This window comes from Kosakonia sp. H7A, from assembly GCF_003028445.1.
In the GTDB taxonomy this organism is placed as follows: domain Bacteria; phylum Pseudomonadota; class Gammaproteobacteria; order Enterobacterales; family Enterobacteriaceae; genus Kosakonia; species Kosakonia radicincitans.
Map to the genome: position 1 here is coordinate 12,258 of NZ_PYTZ01000005.1, position 17,545 is coordinate 29,802.

Below are 17,545 nucleotides of genomic sequence, written 5' to 3' on the forward strand. Positions count from 1 at the left end.
TTACAGAATGTCTGACGCTTTGGTCGCCAGAAAAATAACTACAAGGATAAGAATGATGCCCACCACACCGTAAAGCAGGAATTCCGTCCAGGAGCCTTTGCCCTTGCGGATATCATGGAAAGACGTGATGACAGCATGCGCCACGGCCAGAAATGCCCCCACGCTGACAAGCAGTCCGAGTGCGAGACCGCCCATTTTTGCGTAACCCATCATAATGTTGTACGTCCCGCCACCGCCGCCGGTCGTGGGTTGTTCAATGGGAGGAAGGTCAGCCAGGGCATTACCGGTAAAGAACAGCCCTGTCAGCAGTATGTGTTTTGCACGGGCCCGGATAGCCCGGTAACGCCTGAGTAATGTGGATAGCATTTATATGGTCCTTTCAGTGGAAAAACAGAAACAGCATTGCCAGGTAAAGCACGATCAGTCGCACGGCAAGCTCATTGAACTGACGGAATGTCACGGATTTCGAGGCAACCCCGCGATAGGCCTGCACCAGCGCCCAGGCGCTGAACAGGAGGATGACGACCGCGAGCGTACCGAGGATGAGCGTGTTCAGTTGCGAAGGCGTGAGGCTGCTGCCGGTGCCGGCGCTCCAGCCATTAAGCTGTGCACCGTTCATCGCCATGCCGGTGCCTGTGCGCGGTACTGTCCGGTGACAGAAGACGACGGTGACGCAGGCTGAGCGCGGGAGGGTTCAAGATAGGTTGAGATCCCCTGCTTCATGGTGGTGATATCGCGCGTCGCCTGCTGGTAATCGAAGTAAAAGCGGGCATCCTGGGTCTGGTTCGCCACCACGCGGGCGCGGTCCAGCCCGGCCTGCACCTGGTCGAGCTGGCGCATGACCAGCGCGAGTTCATCTTTCTCTGAAGCGTGGCACTGCAGCGCGGGCAGGACGGCCATCAGCAGGGCTGTGAGGATTCGGGTATGAGGCATTCTGCGGCTCTCCGGTTAACGGGTCGTCGGGAGAGTGACGCAAAGGCGTAAGTCTTACAGCAGGAAATTATTTATGCTCCAACGAAAATAATCCCTTAACGGCATCCTCTTTAATCGCCGATGTTTAAGACACCAGAACAGGTATGTTATAAAAATGAACAATATGACTGAGAAAGGACGCGCTGGAAGGTGAATGTTTATAAGCTGGATGTAAAAAAACAGGGATACTGGTTACTCGATAAAGATGGTTACGAACAGCGCACTGCTCGTCGTTCCCCCTGGTATAAAGTAAGTGATTCTGGTTCCCCCCGTTATTTTGCAGTCTGCCCGGCCTGCAATAATCCGATCCAGATAATAGGTATCTACAGGCTCCCCGCCAATGTCTCCGCTCCCTATGCAAAACACTATAATACGGCACTGCCTGGTGTAGGGATCTACGACAGGGAAGCATACGAACATTGCCCTTATGCCGACAAAACTAAGAGCTCTGACTCAGATAAAGGCAAAAGAGCACCTGGCGCACTTTCACGGCTGATACTTCAGTTGCTTATCGAACATTTTGATAAAGTGATCTGGCTGCTAAGTAAAACTATCGGCATCAGAATTGATGAGAAGCTGGCTGTGTCCATGCTTCGGCAGTACGCCCGTGAGGAAGGGTGGCTGTATTCCCGGGCAACGTTAATGAACATTCCCTGGATATTCGCGTATATGGCAGACTGGCAGGATATTTTTTACAAAAAACTGGAGAATAAGGAGATGGCTCAGGCACTGATGGTCGCTGAGCCGGAAAGGCTTTTGTTGAACGAGAATAGTTTTCTTGTCAAAGTCCCGTCCTGCACTGATTACCTGACTCTGGGGGCCTATTACACTTGTCACAGCGCTGTTGTGACCAACGATGTGCTCCGCGAGACAATGGATATGGTGGTCACGCTAAAGTGTGGTTATGAAGCCCCGCGTGAAATTTACCGTCAAAAAATAGATTTCGACTTTAACTATTTCAATAATATCGTGAATTTTTCTGAGTGGGAAAGCTCAGCCGCTGGACAGAAACTTCTTGCACACGCGGCTGACATTCTGGGTCCACACCTGCTCACTAACTGATTTCAGGGTATTTGCAGTTCAGCAGTGACCACCATGCCTCAGGAATGACTGGTACCTCGCCCAGTTTCTCTGCTTCACGCAGGCATCGCAGGAGCGTTTCCAGTGGCATCAGGACAGTGTGACACCTGTCCTGAAGAACAAAGTGCATCTCCTGCATCTCTGGCGAAGGTCTGATAGCTGCCACTGGCCGGGCCTGATTCGGTTCAGACAGGTTGCCAGCATTATTTTTGTTCATCATGTGTCCTCGCAGGTATTTCCTGATACAGCTCCGTACAGCATAAAGGCGCTATAAATATTTCTTGAAGGTTGCGGTTGTGATGGCCAGAACCGCACCAACCAGCAACGCTGATGGCAGCAACAGCAGATTCGGCCATACCGCCGTGGGCCATGCCAGATAGAGCATGCAGGGGCCATACAGCGCGGGTTTGATAAAGCGTTTGGCATGGTGATACACAAAGCTCGATTCATACCCCGCGCCGTAGCGGCGCAGGTCACGCCTGACCAGCCCGTCCACCACGCCCGTGATGACAACCAGCGCGAACAGCGGCAGGCTGAGAAAAAGGATCATCACCCGGATGAAGAATATCAGCGTGACCCAGACCGTCGCCTGAAGGTACACCCCCAGCCAGCTCACAAGTGAAGCACCCACCCCATTCAGCGCCGGAATAAGCCCGCTGCCTTTTTCACTCAGGGATTTAAATGACTGCAGCCAGCCACTGAACCCGCTGTCCACAAACAGCCACTGCCAGGCAACGTGCACCCACCGGCTGACTGTCTCAACCGGGGCGGCCATCAGCAGGCTGCGCGTATACCCTTCCGAGAGCCAGTGGCTTTCTGCCACCATCACCTGATAGCTGTGGGCCGCGCCTTCTTCCGGCCACAACAGCGCTATACAGACATACTCGATAAGCAGGCTGACCAGGAGTGAACCGAGCAACACACCGATAAGGCCCATCGGGAAATCCCAGAGCAGCAGGCCAATCGGACCGGACTGTCGCTGTCGGGGCGTCGCGCTGCGCTGCCCGTTCTCACTGTCCTGCTGTGGCATCCGGCCCTCCTGCATACGTTATGTCACCACCGGTCCACCAGGTTTCACCGGTGTGGTAGTTTTTCTCCATGCTGTCAGCCAGATGCTTCAGGCTGGCTGGCATATGTGGGTCGTTGTTATCCGCCGGCAGCGGCATACGGATTTTCCACAACCGTCCGCCCTCCAGCAGTGCAAAGGCCTGGCCTTTCGGCAGATTGATGATATCGGCGGGCCGTATCATCGGCACCTTCACCAGACTCACCTGGTCGTTAACGTTGCTGTTAAAGTCCGTGCCTTCCCCGGGACGCGAGACGTCGGTGACACCCGATGTCAGTGTCTTCTGGTAGACGTCCACTTCCGGGAGCTGATCAGTGAGCAGCATGGCGGTGTTTTTCTCGCGCACGCGCAGCATCACCAGAGTGTTGAAGTTACCCACCACCTGGTTCGCTTTGGCCGTACTGCCGATGCGGGCCTCGATGTCAGAAAGCGTCTGGGTGTAAGCCGTCACCTGAAAACCGGCACCACCGCCTTTGTTGATGAGCGGGATGAATTCATCCCCCATCAGCTCGTTAAACTCATCGCAGTGAAGGTTGATGGCCACCTTTGCGGATTTCCCTTCCTCCTCATCACCGAGACCGAACTTATAGATGTGGCCTCCCTCAGACACGAGGTCTGCGAACATGCTGTTACCAACGGCGGCGGCCACCACCGGGTCAGAAAGTGCATCGAGACCCACATACACCACACCGCGGGACTTGATAATGTTGTGCCAGTCCAGTATCGGACGCGGATCGTCCAGGTCGGTGTAGTCGGGGGCGAGAAGCGCGGCCGTTTTGCCGGTAGTGAGTTTCTCCAGGAGCGGCAACAGGGATGCCACAATTTTATCGAAGTAGGTGCGATCGTACTGTACCGCGCTGCGCAGGCCGTCCAGCACCGGGTCCCAGAGTTTTTTCCCCTCCGGGCTGCCGAGTACCTGCTCTGACACCCAGATTTTCGCGCCGTTGGGCCGCCCCTGCAGATGACGCGGCAGGTCCTTATCGCTGATCCCGCTCTGCATCATGGCTTCCGTTGTATTCATCAGCTGCGGCGCCTTTTCGCTCAGCAGGTTATCCACGTAAGTCTCATACAGCTCACCGATATTGGTGACATATCGCAGAATGAGGCCATAGTCCGGGCGCTGTCCGAGGGCGACCAGCGCCCGGGTGATGATATTGACGAACCGCCAGGCAAATTCACGGAAGGCCGCGGAGTTACCTTCCCCCGAGAGCTGACCGGCCACGCGGGAGGCCACCTCGGAGATACGGCTGAACCGTCCGACGGCGTTATAACGGGCGCTGATATCGGGCCAGCCGAGGTGGAACACCCAGAAGTTATCCTGACGCCCCGCGCGGTGCGACTCTGCGTACATCCGCCGGAGCAGGTCCGCGTCCCCTTTGGGGTCAAACACAATGACCACCTCGTGTTCACCGGCGGCGTTTGTGCGACGGATATCCTGGGTGATAAGCAACTCCGCCAGTCGGGTCTTGCCCACGCGGGTCGTGCCGATAACGAGCATATGCCCGACACGTTCGCCGAGATCGTAGGTCACCGTAGTCTCATCAGGCTCGACACCGTGATACACCGGGCTGCCGCCGACCGGGGGTAAAGGGCGAAAAGGGTTCAGCGCCGAATCCGTGCGGGTCAGCCGGCACAGCCAGGGGAGGCTGTACTCCATCTTCTTTTCCATCTCACGCGCCATGCGGTACAGCACGGAGGGCTGCACATAGATTTCGCACTCCGGCCGACGCGCCTCAATCAGCCGCTGGGTATGACGCACAGACCACTGAAAACCTTTCCCCAGAAACAGATGGCGCCGGCTGACCGGTATCTGTTCGCTGGTCAGTACATAACGGGGAAGACGGCGGATATTCTGCCGGTAGCGCAGAATTTTCATGCCCTCGCGGGTGCGCTTCAGGGCCAGAACGCCGAAACCGGCGGCCGTCACCCAACTGACAGAAGGCGAGAGTGCCACCGCCCACGGGGCGGTCAGGCAGATACAGGTCGCACTGGCCGCAACCGTTGCGGAATACAGTTCCACAGCCGGGCGCAGCAGGGATTCCATCACATAGCGATCGCTCATGTACGCCCCCTGCTGGTCAGCCGGCTGAAAAATCCGGGACGTTTTGTTGCAGTACGCTTATCCCGCCATGCCATCAGAGACACAAGCAATTGCCATCCCTCATCCGGACACGAAAAATCACGCGGTGCAGACAGTGCGCTGATGTCCAGGTTGTCAGCGTGTTCCCTGCACCATGACCCCACACTGAAATACAGCGACGTGGAATAGATATCGGTTTTCCAGCCTGCGGTATCCTCCCGGGCGCGATGAACGCGGTTGACATTCAGGTCCATGTGAAAGCCCTGTGCCGCATGCTGGCTCAGTTCCTCACGAAGGGCCAGATACACGGCCAGCAGGGGTTCATCGAACTCATAATGGTTCAGATGCACGCCATGCAGATACGCCATTTCCCGCTCATGAAACAGAAACCGTGCCAGACCGCTGCGGTGATTGCCGTCAGCACCGATATACCAGTCAATACCGTCATAGCTGTTGTAATACATGGAAGGTTTTTTACGGTCAGTCTCCAGGTAGTAACCCGGGTTACGTTCCAGCATCGGTATGTTCCGGTCCATGCGTTTACCCCGGTGCAGAAACTCATGCCAGGTCAGCCCCTGATAGTCAGGATGGTCGGTGCCTTTTATGCAGAACACATTAATACTGCCCTGATCGGTCCAGTAATGCCGGCGGAGAAAACCACCGTACAGGCGCAACTTATGGTCATCCCATTTGCCGATAACCTCCCCCGCCCAGTGTGGCGGGTTAGCATCCGTTCTCGCCAGAAAATCACTCATCGCTTATCTCCCTTTTCGCTGAGCCGCATTATCCGGCCAGAAATCAGGGAGAACCGTAAAACGGCGAATCAGGTAAACCAGTTCAGACAGTGCACCGGCTACGCACAGCGGGGTATACGCCCCGGGGAGCAGGTGAATCACCCGTAAGAGGCCCTGAGCCAGCACATCCGGGGTGAACGACGGACTGATAAAAACCGCAACAGGCACGGCGATCAGTACCGCGAGTACCATGCAGCAAAAGATAATGAGGGGACGCAGAATACATATTCTGAGCACACACTGCACGAGGACGAAAATGACCATCGAGGCCGTTTTTGCCGCCTGAGAGGTAACCAGGTCGACGATGCGGTCTGTCAGGGAATACAGCATTCTGGGCATAGCAATGTTCCTTCTTAATCGCGGATGACGGGGGATGGTGCCGGTTCTTTACGTTGACTTTGTGGGGTGAGGGAGCGGTGTGGCGGTCTGGTCAGTGTGTCCATCCAGCGCCGGTCACCGGACAGCAGCCAGAGCAGGCGCTGCCCGCTGATAAGGATGATGCCGTCATAGCGGCGAAAGGCTTCCCGGCTGACCTCGCCGGTCCGGCCGGTGTGAACGAACAGCCCCGGACACCCCTCGCGCTCTGTCAGTAACCCGAATACCGAAACATGCGCGGCACTGATGGTGGCGCTGTAACGTTTGGCCTGAATCAGCCAGCGACGACCGTTGATCCAGACCTGACCGTCTGCGCCGTTATCACCGCTGTAACGGGCGTTACGCTGTATGCGCAGGCCCTGCCGGGAAAGTGCCGTCAGCAGCATTTCCTCGAACACATACGGGTTCATCTTACGCAACCAGGCCATCCTTGCCGCCTCGTCGCGCAGCTGTGGCAGGCGAAGCAGCGCCCGTGCGGCCTGTTTCTGATAGCGCCGATGGCGGCGCTGACTGATAGTGCGCGGTTTTAATACCAGGAATGCCAGCACTACCGCCCCCGTCATTGCCAGGACAGACAGTCCCCTGTGCGGGTTCAGCAACTCAGCGATAAGGGAGGCCGGCATCACTGTGATATCCCCGTTGCGGTGATGAGGGCAGGATAATGCGTCAGTGCCAGGCGACGGGCCAGGTCACCGCCGCTGACAGGCACCATTGCCACCCCCGGCGCCAGCTGACGCAGTGCGTTTAATCCCTGCTCATCCCTGACACTGATAACCATGCCGGTTGCCTGCATGCGGCTGAGCGTGGTGGCGTGCTGCGTGAGCCACTGACGGGAAGACGCATCGTCACCCAGTACAAACACCGGCGGCATGCCGGGAAGATTCAGCGGCCGGGCGGCGACAGCGCCTGGTGACATTTCAGGCGTGCTGACCGGCAGCATGTCGGACAGGGAAAGCGATGCCGGCGGTGGCGGGAGAACGGGCGACTCCGTTGCAGACTGACCCGGACCGGCATTGATGGCGTCAAACAGCGGTCCTGTGGATTCACCGCCGAGGTCGCCCACCACGGTCAGCGTGGCAGAGGCACAAAAGGCACTGGTCAGCAGCCCTGAAAAAAGCGTGAAAACAAGGGTATAACGAAGCGTATTTTTCATTGCGGTTCAATCCAGGAAAGAGAATTTCGGGCCAGTAAACCGGGCTGACCGACGGCCGCCGGTGTACCGGTCATGGCTATCTGACTGAGCTTGCGTCGCACAATGGCCATATAGGTTGCCGCGTGCGCACCGCCTGACGGATGGTGGTAGCAGCCCGCCGCACGAAGCCAACTGCCGGGGCGGGCGTCATAGCAGGCCCGCAGGATACGGGCCGCTGCGCGAAGATTGGTGTACGGATCAAACGCATCACGGTACGTCGGGAAAAAATGCCCGTTCCAGCCCAGGTTCACCTGGGCCACACCGACATCAATATTTTTCAGCGGCCAGCGCTGCATAAACCCGAGCAGCGCCGTAAAGGCCTCTTCACGCGTGCTGTAATGGTAACCCCTGCCTGCCACGTTAATGGTCCAGGGCCACGGCTTCGCACCCCAGGCAGTTTTGCGGGTGCTTTCGGCCATTGCCAGCGAATACAGTGACTCCGCCGGCACCCGCTCAGCGGCGGCTATCTGCCGGTACGCATCAGGAATAACCTGCAGGTCTGTGGCGCCGGACGCCGCTGTTGCAAACAGAATCCCGGCACCCAGCATCAGAATGCGGCGAGCTGCCATCCGTTTTCCCCCTGCTGCAGAATCACCGGCATCTGGCCCTGCCCGTAGCGCAGCCACAGGCCACCGTCGTGGTTGAGCGTTATCTGGCGGCTGCGGACTTTTTCCACCGGGATGTTGTGACGGATGGCCCAGGTACGGATGGCCTCATCGCTGTTTCCGCCGACCAGATAAATATCGACGGGACGGTCGTCGGCGAGCACGGCCGCCAGACGCGCATCGCAACGCGAGCAGTTCTCTTTCACAAACAGGGCGAGACGCCCCTGTGTGTCGTGCGCGATACCCGCCGCATTGCTGCCCATGTTGACGGCCAGCGTCTCCGGATACAGTCGCAGCCAGGCAGCATTGATTTCGCGCTGAAAGGCCAGCTCCTTTTCGCTTCGCTGGTATTCGTGCCTCACCCAGAGTTCAGCCAGGCGACGGCGTTCAGCACTGTTATCGGTTTCCACACCCAGCGCCGTCAGCGGGTCAAGGCCCGGTGACATAATGCCGCGATCCCCCTTCATCAGGGTCTGATAACGGCTCCAGTCGCTGTCAGACAGTCCCCACTGCTGCGCCTGCTGCTGCGCACTCAGCACGCCGGTGGAGGACTCCTGCGATGTGGATATGCTGCTCTGCGCGGAGGAAGTCCTGACCGTGGCAGCGGAGGTCATGAGCGGCACCAGAAACAGTGAGGCCATCAGTGTTTTTTTCATCAAAGCGTTATCTCCGTTTATTCAACCTGAATCCGGTGTTCGCGGCCGTTTACCAGAAAGACAGCAGCACCGCTGCCCTCCGTTGAGCGCAGCGTCCAGCCCAGCATGGCATCCCCCGGTGAGAGCAGGCGCATGGCCGATATCTGCGAGACACCGCGGGGAATGACGACGGCGAAGGTCTGACCACCACGGCGTTCAATGCCGGTCAGCACAAACGGTGCAGCCGGCGTCACCGCACGCCTGGCTGACCGGTCAGTCTTTTTTACAGTGGCGGCCACCGTGGGGGTCACTGCGCCAGTGCTGGTCCGGGGCTTTTCAGGCGCCGGCGTTTTCTGCGTCAATTCCGCCTTACGGTTAATCTCATCAAGCTCGGCCCGGGACTGCTGTACATCGTGTTCAAGAGAGCCCACGCGTGACTGCAGCTGAGTCACCGCCCGGGTGTTGTCGTTGCCGGCCTCCTGAAGCTGACTGACGGATGTTCTCAGGGCACTCTGCTGCTCATCGGCCGACTGCATGGCAGCAGGAAGTGAGGCAAGCGTGGCCGCCTGCTGTTCGAGCGTCTTCAGGCGCGCTTCCATCGCTGAAATATTTGAGGTGAGCTGGCCTATCTGGCCGCTGCGGAATGCCGCATCGAGTGTGTTAACACGTATGGTCAGGTCTGAAACCTGACGCCCCATGACAACCAGCGCGATCAGGGAACCCGTCAGACTGACAGTCAGCAAAATGATGCTGCCAGTCTGAAGAATTTTTCGGGGGCTGAACGGAAGCCGGATACGTGGCTTAACCGCAGCAGCGGACTGCACCTCCGGCGCACTGACCTGATGCTCAGGAGCTTCAGGGAGCAGTTCATCGGGCGAGGCATGACTGAGTGACATACAGGGATTCCTTATGGCTGCACAGCAGAACGGCCATAAGGTGCTAAAACACGCCGTGAATGGCGATGATTAACTCATCAGCCATTTTTTAAAATTATTCCGGGGAGGGGATCACCGATTAAGTTCCGTTATCAGTGCCTGCTGCCTCTCCCCCTTTATGGAAGGGATTAATCAGTACGCGATGAGCTTCCCGGACGCCAGTTTCACCTGGTGGCGGAAGCCTTTTACCGGCTCGCGCTGCCAGAGCCTGAATTCGCAGAAGATGTGAGGCTGCATTTGCCAGGGCTTCATCACGATTTACTGCGGTAATAGCCGTGTGCTCCAGGTCACTGAACTGCACCCGGTACAGGCCGCCGGATTCTGAAATGTCTGCCGGATAGGGAACAAATAACGTTGCCAGCTTCTGTGCCTGACGGCGTCGGGCATCCAGTTTGCTGACCAGCTGAGAGGCCCGAAGGTGTGTATACCGTTTCAGCATATTCATACTCTTATGGCCTGAGATCGCCGCCACCTCCATGACATTCAGCGTCCCGAGCTCGAACAAGCGGCTGACCGCTTCATGACGCAGATCGTGAAAATGGAGATCATGTATCTCCAGTTCAGCCAGAAGAACCCGCCATGCGCTTTTAAAACCATTTGAGGTGTAATCAAAAACCGGCCCCGTCACCGGCCCCACAAACTCTTTCAGGACCTGTCGTGCTTTCCATGACAAAGGCACATCACGGGCGGTGCCATTTTTCGTGAGCGGCAGGTGAGCAATGCCCAGATGAAGATCCACATATTCCCAGCGCAGGGACAGAATTTCCCCCTGACGCATGGCTGTTTCCAGCGCCAGATGAAAAATGGCGAGAAGCTGTGGATTTTTCTGGCGGAGGGCGCGCACAATCCGGCGCTCTTCGGTGGAGGTCAGCCGGCGCGTACGCCCGGGGGACGCCGCAGGTTTACGGACGTGTTCCACGGGATTGTGTGAGCAGGTTCCCCATTCGATACGCGCAAGATTATACAGCGCCGAAAGTAAGGCCAGTTCAAGCCTGACCGTATTGGGACTCACAGTACGACCTGTACGGTCGCTCACCGTATTCAGCCTCATATCACGGTAATCAGCGATATCCACGGAGGTAATCTCATCCATGCACTTCAGTGACAGCGCTGAACGTTTGATAACGTTGATGCGGTAAAACTCCTGAAGATGACCACGTTTGTGGACAGAGACCGCACTGAAATATTTATCCAGTGCTTTTGCCAGTGGCATTTTTTTTATCCGATTCCTGACCGCCATCGTATTCCCCTGAAAAATCAGGAAAGATATCACACTGCTGTCAGACATCACTGTCAATCCGGTGTGTGGCAATCCAGTGGAGGATCAGGCCTCAGGGTGTGTGCAAACTACTGTGGAGGGAAATGGCCGCTGGAAGTTGGAAAAGTTAACCATGATGGAGACTGGTCATCCTGGAACACCCTGGGAGAGGGGTGTGGCGGTGGATATTCCATGAATTGGTTAACCCCTGTTTTCTGCAGCATTAACTGACTGTCAATCCGGTGTGTGGCAAAGCACCAGTCTTGGGGGATTCCAAATGGTACAGGGGAATAGCGCATGCGGAGCAAATACATTATCAACTGCTGTTTGCCCTAATGGGATGCGAGTCATTTCTGGCGGTTGGACTTTAACCGGATGGTCTGGAAATGACGGTCATAACTCTCCCGACCAAAGTATCCCTGGTAGCGCCAATACATGGCGGATAGTCACTGGAGGGGGGAATAATAATGGTCAATGTCTTGCAGCAGTAGCTTATTGCTCAAGGTAAATTATCTTCCTGTCAATCCGGTGTGTGGACCAAACAGTCAAATTCTATGTGTTTATCGAATACATTTCCGGGTGCTATAGGCATTACGCGCTGTACTGTCCTTTCGTATGTTGGGGGACTACTTACTGGAATTTGCGCGGACCAAAATCCTCAGCATGATCCATTTCATACTGGCCGACCATATACCTGGATGGCCATAGATACACCTGTCCAGTCTAACTATGTAATTCCGTGCGATTAGGTTCATCTCCGGTTCAAGTGGTAGGAAAATATGGCCGGTGTAAGATTGACAGTCACTGCAAACGGACGGCGTAACAACGGACGTTATCGTAAGTGCAGTATTCACCATCCTCCGTACACGCATCAGAACCAGAAGCTACCCACCCATCATTAATCATTCCGGATGACTGAATATATGCCTGACACACATCGCCATAATTCTCACCCGTTCCTGATACTGTCCATGTGGTTCGCTGTAGTGCAACTGTGCTTTTTCGCCACACACCGGATTGACAGGAAAGTATTGCGCCAGACGCATCACGGCTTACAAGCCCGTTTGGTGAACACGTTGTGCCCGCTGTGTTCACCCCATCGAGCTGCAGAACCTCACCGGTGGACAGACGACCATCTGCCCGTACGCTACCACCGCGAACCTGACCGGCGGTGTAAATATTCTTGTTATTAACAACCCGTACCCAGTCATTATCGGACATATAAAAACCACCGCCATGTGTTTCATCCAGCCAGCCTTTCCCGTCCCGCGTAATGAACCAGCCATTATTCGAACGGATATCGTTATTGGCTGTAATGGTATTGCCGGCGGTAACATTTGTCCCTGCAGCGACGTTCTGTCCCGTTACCGTGCCGTTTGCCGTCATATTGCCACCGGCGGTCACGTTGCCGCTGAACGTCCCCGTTACGGCATTGACGGTTCCGGTATTGTTGAGGTTGTTGCCGCCCATATCGATGCTGGTATGCATGGTATTGAGATCGGGCTTGCCGGTGACCGAAAAACGGTAAAGCCGGTCACTTTCACCGCGTGCCACCCCCAGTTCATCCGCAGTCAGCAGGGCGGCAATATGCCCCTGCGTGCTGCTGACACCAAACTGTGCGAGAGGAACAGTCCAGCTCCCCATTGCACCGGTGGCGATACCGGGCGTCCAGATGTAGCCCCCCATGCCGGCAGAGATATCCATTGATATCTGACGCAGCGCGAGAAACGGCAGCGCAGATCCGTTCTGCGTGTAGACCATCGCCTGCAGCTGGTCGGTGTTGGTGGCATTGCGTATCACCGCAGCGGAATAAGCCTGACCGTCAATGGTGGTCTCACTGAAGCCCTGCTCCAGAAAACCGGTATTTTTCAGCATAGCGGGGGTCACAATGACCGGCGCGGTGGTGGTGGCACTGGCGAGCAGCGTATCGTAATAACGCCCGGTATAACTCTTTACGGCCTGCGTGAAGCGGGACACCTGCGCGGAGGTGTTCATCCAGGTCCGTCTCTGCATCCAGTCGCTGATAAGCGAATATCCCCATACGCTGACCAGCAGCAGGATCACTAAAGCCGCACCTGTGCTGAGAATAGCCCAGCCACGATCGGTTGTTTTTGTAACGTTCACTGGTATCACCATGTAATAAGCGGCTGATAAAGTTTAAGCAGTGTCACTGACATCGCGCCGGCACACAGCCAGGGGCCCATCGGCCCGCCCTCGTGGATGCGACGCACCGTTAACTGCCACAGGACAAAAAACATCACACCGGTCAGCAGGGCATAAAGCCCGCTGGTTCCACCGAGCCATGCGGCAATGGCACCGGCCAGCCACACATCGCCAAGCCCCAGACACTCGCGCCCCTGAATCTTCGTTGAGCCATATCGCCAGCCACCAAATATCAACATCGTAATGACCGCAGAAAGGAGATGTTCCGTAAATCCCGGGTGCAGAAGTGCGGCAGCAAGCCCCGCAGTCAGGCAACTCACCGTCATTTCGCGGGGGAGCAGTCCCGTCAGCGCATCGGTCAGCGTCATTCTGAAAAGAAACAGGCTGAGGAAAAAGGACAGAAGGCGGAGCATCGCCGGTGCAGGCGCCAGCAGCATGACACTGACAGCAGCGGCATACAGCCAGACTATCGCCGGAGGCACAGGAGAACTGCGCCCGTTCCGGTGCCCCGATATCACCAGGTTAATACGGACGAGGATCGCCATAACATTAAACAAACCGAGACTAAGGGGAAAAAGGATGCCAAGCGTTGGCCACGGCATACTCAGCGTCAGCAGCGTCACAGTCTGATCCCCCGCTCTTTCAGTAAAAGGCGCCGGTAAATGGCATAAATCCGGTTGGCGTAGGATTCGCGCGTTTCATGGCGATCCTGACGAAACCCGGCGTTGTAAGAACCCAGACAGTTCCAGCTGATACCGCATACCTGAAAATGTTTCGCCAGAATCCAGGTGCCAATCTGCACATTGAGACAGGGACGGGCCAGCAGATCCTGCGGGCTGCGGATAACCCCCTGAGCCATCAGCGCCGGGATGTGTGAGGAGTTGACCTGCATCAGCCCGTAATCAGTACTGAGCGCACGCCCGGTCTTTTTATCGCGGTTAACATTCGTAATCCCCGGGCGCAGACTGCTTTCGCCGGTGGCAATGGCCTGAATCAGCAGCGGATCGATGTGGTACTTTGCCCCGGCTGCGTCAAAGCAGAATGCCCCCGCGCGGGGGCTGAGCAGGATAAACAGCAGGAGGACTGTCAGGCGCAGCATGTCATCAGCCGTTGTGCGTGAAGACCAGGGTGTTGTTACCCGTCATACCGGTGTCAGCGGTACAGGCTTTGCCGGCATCTTCGGCGCTGACCAGACCGTCGCTGTAATCGGTGCTGTTGATGCTGATGGCGCTGAACGCGCCACCGGAGCCGAGCTGGGTGGCAATGGAGATACAGTCGGCCTGCGGCACTTTCTGCGTGGTGACGGAGAAACCATTATTGAATCCGTTTGATGCCACCGGTGCCATGACAACCTGGCCACCGTAGCTGTTCCACATCGTCCCCGTGCCGGAACTGGCCGTCCCCTGAATCGTCCAGCCAGCTTTTGGCGCGCCTCCCTGCTGAATCAGCGTACCGGTCATGGTGGTGCCGCTGGTAAAGTTATACCCGCCCTGGGTCTGCTTGAGCTGCCAGGCATTGGTCACAACGGTCTGGATATTTGAGGTTTCCACCGCAACAGACTTTTTGCCAGAGAGACTCCAGACAAGCGCCCCGACAATGCAGATGACGATAACCGTAAACAGGGCAATGCTGCCGTGCTCAAGGATACCCCAGCCCCGGTCTGGCTGGCGCTGGTGATAATGTGATGTCTGAGATGACATAGTCGTTCCTTAATGTATGTTGAAGGTGTTCATGTCCTGAATCTGCATCACCATCAGCAGGATGAGTAAGAAGAAACTCATAATCAGAACGAGAGAAAAGAGTCTGGTGACATTCGCTTTACGGGCAACGCGTGTCAGCGCCTGTTCGAGCCAGCGGTCGGCATAGTTAGTGATGAGTGACCCGGCGCTATTCCCCTTATCCAGCAGCGAGAGGTAGTTCACCGCTTCGCGGCTGGGGAAGTCGTAACCGCTCTGGCGCAGCGCCATGCCCAGCGAGTCCCCCTCGCTCATACACTCGATTGCCGCTTCGATACGCTCCTGCAGCCAGGGCGGAGCGAACTCGTTGAGGATCTGCAGCGCCTTGAGTTCCTGCACGCCGGCCCCCAGCAGGGCCCCGATATTCATCAGGAAAACCGCCCCCTGTAGATCCTGGTAAACCGACCAGGGCATCAGAAAATCGGCAACACGACGCAGCCGGCCTCGCCAGCGTGGCAGTGACCAGAACGCCAGAATGACGCCCCCGACTGTGGCACCTGCTGCGGTCACACCCCACCTGTCGGTCCACTGTGCCACCCCGTTCATCAGCCCGAGTGCACCGGTCCAGCGTACAGGGTCAGACATTTTGCTCAGGGTGGGCACCAGTGCCATGTTGTTGGCCAGCAGCAGCCCCGCGCTCAGCAGGGCCAGCGCTGACGGAAAGACCGAGGCAAAAACCACCTGACCGAGGATGCGCCGGCGGGCGACAATCAGCTTGTCAGCCTGCATCAGCGCACCGGGAATATTGCCGGTTTCCATACCGGCGCTGATAAGCGCCGCCTCTTCATAAGGTGCCCAGGCAGCCAGCACATCTTTCAGGGAGCGGCCCTCACGGTTGTCTTTCACACCCTCAAGGCAGTCCTGCACCAGTTCATAATAGGGGTGCCAGCGCCGACCAAAGTCGGTATGCACCTCACCAATCATGGTCAGCGCCTCTTCCAGTGCTTTGCGGTTTTCCAGCAGAAAGCGCAGGGTTTCGTAAAACGGCTGGCGATACTGTCCGGTAAACGTTGCCCTGACCACGCGATACCGCAGCTTTTCCGCCAGCGACATATCACGCTCAGGCGAAAAACGTGTCTTAACCGACATTTGGCACCTCACACTGCATGATGTCGTCCTCGTCCAGCGGACAGATAAGATCGCCTTCCACCGGATCAACGCGCCCCTGCGCGAGATAACGCAGCAGATGCATACGGCGGGTGATACCCCCCTGGTTTACCCAGTACTGACGGGCAACGGCCGGGCCGTGAGACAACCAGAGCTGCATCAGACGGGCATCCGTTCTGACGACTTCGGCAACAGCCGTACGACCGGTTACGCCCCGGCTGATGATGCGGCCAGTCAGCGGCACCGTCTTCTGGCAATGCGGACAGCCATTGTGATTACGGAAGAAGAGCTTGCCGGTGTCACACATACCCTCCACGGTGCAGTATTTTTCCAGGCGCGCGCGGGTTTCATCGTCGAGCTCAGGCGCTTTTACCTGCCAGGGAATACGGCATTTTTCACACAGCAGTGGGACGAGCCGCTGACCTACCAGACCCGTTACGAGTGAAGCATCTGCAAGAAGATGGCGATCAATGCCAAAATGTTCCATTCGACGTAGTGCACCTATTGCACTCTGTGTATGGGTCGTGGACAGAAGCAGATGCCCTGTTTCACTTGCATAGATGGCTGCAATGAGTGAATGCAGGTCGCGCATCTCGCCGTTCAGGATGGCATCCGGATCGAGTCGTAGTGCGGAAGCATTGGCATTATTCCAGGCGCGGCTGATGGCCTCTGGCGAGTTATCAGCCGGCATGACCGGCGTCTGGATGGCGCCGGGAATACGCCCCTCGGGCGGGTTTTCCAGTGTCAGCAGGCGCTTTTTCCCGCCGGTCAGTTTCAGCCAGATATCACTGAACACACGCAGTGTGGCGCTCTTCCCTGAACCGGTAGGCCCGGTCAGCAAAACCATGCCTTCCGGCAGTCGAAGGATCTGCATAATAAGCCTTATCTGTTCCGGCAAGAATCCCAGCTGCGGCAGCGTCGGTATGTTGTTTCCGTCGTCCGGGATAAGACGCATTACGACGATAAGGCCATCGGGTGTGGGGCGATGTTCATAACGGGCACCATACAGACCGGCACGGCGTGCAAACTTCGCATCGATGCGCCCTGACTGCTCGCGGCCGGCAAAGAATGACTGCTCGCGTACGTCGCACATGGAAAGATAGGCGGTGGAGGCCAGTGTCATCCCCTCCACATCTTTCACTTCATCCACCACTTCCAGCTCGCCGTGAATCCGCAACTGGACGATGCTGAGCTTACGGTCGGCGCTGATTTCAATATGGATATCAGACGCACTGAACTCGTTTCCCAGTTTCATATAACTGATGACCTTATCCTGCGACACGCTGATATCACGGCAGTTCAGATCACTTTCACTGACGCTCTGAGACAGGGCCAGACCGCGCTGCTCTGCCACTTCGCGCCGGCGGTTCAGCTCGCTCAGCGTCACAAACTCGGTCTTTGCCGTCGGATACTCGCGGGTGACATCCATCACCCAGCGCTGTATGGCCGGTTCTTTTCGCCGGTTACCGTCGATAAGCAGCGTCACGCCGCCGGACGGATGCTGTTCGGCAAACACAAAATCCATAATGTCTTTATCGGGCGTCATC

The 17,545-nt window shown here is 56.8% G+C and carries 21 protein-coding genes; 1 reads left to right on the plus strand and 20 read right to left on the minus strand.

What is annotated here, in order from left to right:
- The 3 genes from CWM66_RS17065 to CWM66_RS17075 are packed head-to-tail and all read right to left on the minus strand — an operon-like array spanning nt 1 to nt 933.
- Nucleotides 1–366, minus strand: coding sequence for a TIGR03745 family integrating conjugative element membrane protein (locus CWM66_RS17065; protein WP_107146963.1), 366 nt, complete (start codon nt 364–366; stop codon nt 1–3).
- Nucleotides 367–379: 13 nt separating this feature from the next.
- Nucleotides 380–625, minus strand: coding sequence for a TIGR03758 family integrating conjugative element protein (locus CWM66_RS17070; protein ID WP_007372613.1), 246 nt, complete (start codon nt 623–625; stop codon nt 380–382).
- Nucleotides 616–933 (minus strand): RAQPRD family integrative conjugative element protein, encoded by a 318-nt coding sequence (locus tag CWM66_RS17075; protein WP_007372612.1) that lies wholly within the window; start codon nt 931–933, stop codon nt 616–618. The genes CWM66_RS17070 and CWM66_RS17075 overlap by 10 nt, the downstream gene beginning before the upstream one ends.
- Before the next feature lie 189 nt (nt 934–1,122).
- Here CWM66_RS17075 and CWM66_RS17080 point away from each other — a divergent pair, with 189 nt between their 5' ends.
- The gene (locus tag CWM66_RS17080) at nt 1,123–2,034 is read left to right on the plus strand and encodes a hypothetical protein (RefSeq protein WP_107146964.1); all 912 of its coding nucleotides are present in this window, start codon (nt 1,123–1,125) and stop codon (nt 2,032–2,034) included.
- Here CWM66_RS17080 and CWM66_RS17085 read toward each other — a convergent pair.
- The 17 genes from CWM66_RS17085 to CWM66_RS17165 form a co-directional block, all read right to left on the minus strand.
- Nucleotides 2,027–2,272 (minus strand): hypothetical protein, encoded by a 246-nt coding sequence (locus CWM66_RS17085; RefSeq protein ID WP_107146965.1) that lies wholly within the window; start codon nt 2,270–2,272, stop codon nt 2,027–2,029. The two genes, CWM66_RS17080 and CWM66_RS17085, sit on opposite strands and share 8 nt — an antisense overlap.
- A 48-nt stretch (nt 2,273–2,320) precedes the next feature.
- Nucleotides 2,321–3,082: a TIGR03747 family integrating conjugative element membrane protein gene (locus CWM66_RS17090; RefSeq protein ID WP_107146966.1), complete on the minus strand. Its 762-nt coding sequence runs from the start codon at nt 3,080–3,082 to the stop codon at nt 2,321–2,323.
- The gene (gene traD / locus CWM66_RS17095; protein WP_107146967.1) at nt 3,063–5,180 is read right to left on the minus strand and encodes a type IV conjugative transfer system coupling protein TraD; all 2,118 of its coding nucleotides are present in this window, start codon (nt 5,178–5,180) and stop codon (nt 3,063–3,065) included. The genes CWM66_RS17090 and traD overlap by 20 nt, the downstream gene beginning before the upstream one ends.
- A complete protein-coding gene (locus tag CWM66_RS17100; protein WP_107146968.1) occupies nt 5,177–5,953 on the minus strand; it encodes a hypothetical protein in 777 nt (258 codons plus the stop codon). The genes traD and CWM66_RS17100 overlap by 4 nt, the downstream gene beginning before the upstream one ends.
- A 3-nt stretch (nt 5,954–5,956) precedes the next feature.
- Nucleotides 5,957–6,331: a hypothetical protein gene (locus CWM66_RS17105; protein ID WP_007372606.1), complete on the minus strand. Its 375-nt coding sequence runs from the start codon at nt 6,329–6,331 to the stop codon at nt 5,957–5,959.
- Between the two features lie 14 nt (nt 6,332–6,345).
- The gene (locus CWM66_RS17110) at nt 6,346–6,990 is read right to left on the minus strand and encodes a restriction endonuclease (RefSeq protein WP_107146969.1); all 645 of its coding nucleotides are present in this window, start codon (nt 6,988–6,990) and stop codon (nt 6,346–6,348) included.
- On the minus strand, nt 6,990–7,520 hold the full coding sequence (locus CWM66_RS17115) for an integrating conjugative element protein (protein WP_107146970.1): 531 nt from the start codon (nt 7,518–7,520) through the stop codon (nt 6,990–6,992). Before CWM66_RS17115 ends, CWM66_RS17110 begins: the two co-directional genes overlap by 1 nt.
- Nucleotides 7,517–8,128, minus strand: coding sequence for a transglycosylase SLT domain-containing protein (locus CWM66_RS17120; RefSeq protein WP_007372603.1), 612 nt, complete (start codon nt 8,126–8,128; stop codon nt 7,517–7,519). The genes CWM66_RS17115 and CWM66_RS17120 overlap by 4 nt, the downstream gene beginning before the upstream one ends.
- A complete protein-coding gene (locus tag CWM66_RS17125; RefSeq protein ID WP_007372602.1) occupies nt 8,107–8,820 on the minus strand; it encodes a TIGR03759 family integrating conjugative element protein in 714 nt (237 codons plus the stop codon). The genes CWM66_RS17120 and CWM66_RS17125 overlap by 22 nt, the downstream gene beginning before the upstream one ends.
- A gap of 17 nt (nt 8,821–8,837) precedes the next feature.
- Entirely contained in the window at nt 8,838–9,695 is an 858-nt protein-coding gene (locus CWM66_RS17130; RefSeq protein WP_107146971.1) for a plasmid transfer protein, read from the minus strand.
- A gap of 118 nt (nt 9,696–9,813) precedes the next feature.
- Entirely contained in the window at nt 9,814–10,974 is a 1,161-nt protein-coding gene (locus tag CWM66_RS17135) for a site-specific integrase (protein ID WP_107147042.1), read from the minus strand.
- Nucleotides 10,975–11,793: 819 nt separating this feature from the next.
- The gene (pilV, locus tag CWM66_RS17140) at nt 11,794–13,116 is read right to left on the minus strand and encodes a shufflon system plasmid conjugative transfer pilus tip adhesin PilV (protein ID WP_233218401.1); all 1,323 of its coding nucleotides are present in this window, start codon (nt 13,114–13,116) and stop codon (nt 11,794–11,796) included.
- A 5-nt stretch (nt 13,117–13,121) separates the two neighbouring features.
- Nucleotides 13,122–13,778, minus strand: coding sequence for a prepilin peptidase (locus CWM66_RS17145; protein ID WP_107146972.1), 657 nt, complete (start codon nt 13,776–13,778; stop codon nt 13,122–13,124).
- Complete coding sequence (locus tag CWM66_RS17150; RefSeq protein ID WP_107146973.1) at nt 13,775–14,254, minus strand: lytic transglycosylase domain-containing protein; 480 nt, start codon at nt 14,252–14,254, stop codon at nt 13,775–13,777. The genes CWM66_RS17145 and CWM66_RS17150 overlap by 4 nt, the downstream gene beginning before the upstream one ends.
- A gap of 4 nt (nt 14,255–14,258) precedes the next feature.
- Nucleotides 14,259–14,855: a type 4 pilus major pilin gene (locus CWM66_RS17155; RefSeq protein WP_107146974.1), complete on the minus strand. Its 597-nt coding sequence runs from the start codon at nt 14,853–14,855 to the stop codon at nt 14,259–14,261.
- A 9-nt stretch (nt 14,856–14,864) separates the two neighbouring features.
- Complete coding sequence (locus CWM66_RS17160) at nt 14,865–15,980, minus strand: type II secretion system F family protein (protein WP_107146975.1); 1,116 nt, start codon at nt 15,978–15,980, stop codon at nt 14,865–14,867.
- The gene (locus tag CWM66_RS17165; protein WP_107146976.1) at nt 15,970–17,544 is read right to left on the minus strand and encodes a GspE/PulE family protein; all 1,575 of its coding nucleotides are present in this window, start codon (nt 17,542–17,544) and stop codon (nt 15,970–15,972) included. The genes CWM66_RS17160 and CWM66_RS17165 overlap by 11 nt, the downstream gene beginning before the upstream one ends.
- Between the last annotated feature and the right edge of the window lies 1 nt (nt 17,545).